Raw genomic sequence first — 2,086 nt, 5'->3', positions numbered from 1 at the left:
GGGCTGATTGCCCTGTTTTTTTAGTTTATGTCATCAATTTTTAGTGTATCATTATATGATGGACTCTAATACAATATAAAAATAAATCTTTAACTTATTCAGCTTTTGCATCTTTTAATTTTCTAACTATCATTTCACACCGCCTTTATTATTTAGTTTTACCAATTCAAGTTTGCCATTAATATTTTAAAAAATCAAATTTAAAAATTTACGTTTTGAGCAAGCTCTAAACGTAAATTATTTTTGTACTCCACAAGTGTAAAAAAACTCAGAAAATATGAATAATTTTCTAAACCCTCCCAATCCTATTCTGTAGAATTTTTTAGCTTGAAGGGGGTAGGGGTTTGATTTCCTATGAATTCTAAGGAAGACTAATAATAAGAGAGGATGGTGATTGCAATGAAAAAAGAACAGTATGATATCTATTTCATAATAACCTTTGCTCTATGTTTTATAGCTAGTAGGACAGGCGTGCATAGGTTCCTGAACGGTAAATTCAAGACAGGATTTTTGATGCTCTATCTAACTGATTTGCTGCCGATAGCTACACCATTGATACTCATTGACCTGGTATTGATTGCAACAGGCATTTTTAAAATTGAAAGGTAAAAAAATAACCTTTCCAGCTCCCGTTAGTTTTTTTACATATTTTTAGGTTCAAGGACGCGTGTGCTCTCCTCCTCTGTCGGCTATAAAGTCAAAACCTTGATCCAACTTTTATTTTTCAACCCATCCTTTACCGCCTATTTTATTATGGTTTTTAATTAACAAATTAATTGCAACATAGAAAAATATATAAAATAACTTTAAACGACTGTTTATACTGTATTTTCTACTTAACAAAATGAACTTTTGTTAAGTAGATATTACAATAAAAAATGAAAATATTAATTTTTACCTCTTTGAATTTGAATTTTTAACATTAGTGGTGTACAATGGTGTATATATGGAGGTGAGGAAAATGTCACAAACTTTAAAGAGACATAATATTTTATTTTCTGATGATGAGTGGAAAATAATTGGAGATAAAGCTAAAGAACTAAAAATTTCAGTAAGCGAATTTATAAGAAAAACTATGGCTAAAGAAATTCAAGAAAGAGAAAATGGGGATCTTTTAGCTTATATAAATGAAAATTGTGAAAGTGTATCGCTCGAAGAGGAGGAAGAAATTAGCTTAATGCTAAAGGGCATCGATGCTGATGATTACTCAGATGCAGAAGAGGTGAGCATCAGTGACATTTTACAAGGTTAGATACAAAAAAGAAGCTAAAAAGTTTTTATTAAAGAATAAAAAAGTTGGTTTGAAATTCCATAAGATTTTCGATGATATATCAAAAGATATTGAAAATGTTGATATGTACGATATAAAAAACCTTAGGGGATATGATAGTTTAAAAAGGTTAAGGGTGGGTAGTTATAGATCTATTTTCAAGATAGACAACGAAGGAAACTTAATAATAGTGGCTATTATAGGTTCTAGAGGAGATGTCTACAAAAAACTTTGAATTAAAAAGGTCAACCATAATAGATGAGCTTATAAACTATAACTTTTGTCAAGGATACTTTAAAAAAGGGTATACTTAAGATCCTGATAAAAGATGATTTCTGTATTATCAGGAGTCATCTTTTTTAGATTCCATTGGTATCTGTGGTTATTATAATAATCCATAAAAATTTTCTGAAAAGTATAATATAAATTATACACCATAGATAAAAACTCTTAAAAACTACTGGAAGTAATGAAAATTAATATAAATATAATTAAATAAAACAGATCATAGAAGTCAAGTACTATAGTATTGGACTAAAATAGGATGTCAGAGACCAATTATTCCTTCTGTACTCCAAGGATCGCTCCTTTAGAGGCTAGACTTCGTGCTATTCTATCCAGTGGGTCTGGGTGGGGAAAAAAAAGACCTAGATTTTTAAGTCTAGATCTTAGGAGTTTCTATTTAATTATTTAATTTCCCTAAAATTTCTATAGCTCCAATTTCAAATTTTGAAAATGCAAACCACTTTTTTCCTAAATCTTTTAATGAAGCACCTATATGGTAGATATTTTTTTCATCTAAAATTAAAAATCTAT

3 protein-coding genes and 1 pseudogene are annotated in these 2,086 nt (G+C 29.1%); 3 read left to right on the top strand and 1 reads right to left on the bottom strand.

Going from position 1 to position 2,086, the window contains the following annotated elements; translation table 11 throughout:
- Positions 1-399: 399 nt before the first annotated feature.
- From ABZA26_RS13655 to ABZA26_RS13645, 3 genes are all read left to right on the top strand, one after another.
- Positions 400-609, top strand: a complete 210-nt coding sequence (locus tag ABZA26_RS13655; RefSeq protein WP_372715047.1) for an NINE protein — start codon at positions 400-402, stop codon at positions 607-609.
- 352 nt (positions 610-961) lie between these two features.
- Complete coding sequence (locus tag ABZA26_RS13650) at positions 962-1,252, top strand: hypothetical protein (RefSeq protein WP_372715046.1); 291 nt, start codon at positions 962-964, stop codon at positions 1,250-1,252.
- Positions 1,233-1,505, top strand: coding sequence for a type II toxin-antitoxin system RelE/ParE family toxin (locus tag ABZA26_RS13645; RefSeq protein WP_372715045.1), 273 nt, complete (start codon positions 1,233-1,235; stop codon positions 1,503-1,505). Before ABZA26_RS13650 ends, ABZA26_RS13645 begins: the two co-directional genes overlap by 20 nt.
- 75 nt (positions 1,506-1,580) lie before the next feature.
- On the opposite strand, the pseudogene ABZA26_RS13640 reads toward ABZA26_RS13645, so the two are convergent.
- Positions 1,581-1,672, bottom strand: a pseudogene (locus tag ABZA26_RS13640) (IS3 family transposase); the annotation flags it as partial.
- Positions 1,673-2,086: the final 414 nt, after the last annotated feature.

The sequence above is a fragment of the Ilyobacter sp. genome (assembly GCF_041583315.1).
Taxonomy (GTDB): domain Bacteria; phylum Fusobacteriota; class Fusobacteriia; order Fusobacteriales; family Fusobacteriaceae; genus Ilyobacter.
This window is presented reverse-complemented; position numbering and strand designations above follow the sequence as displayed.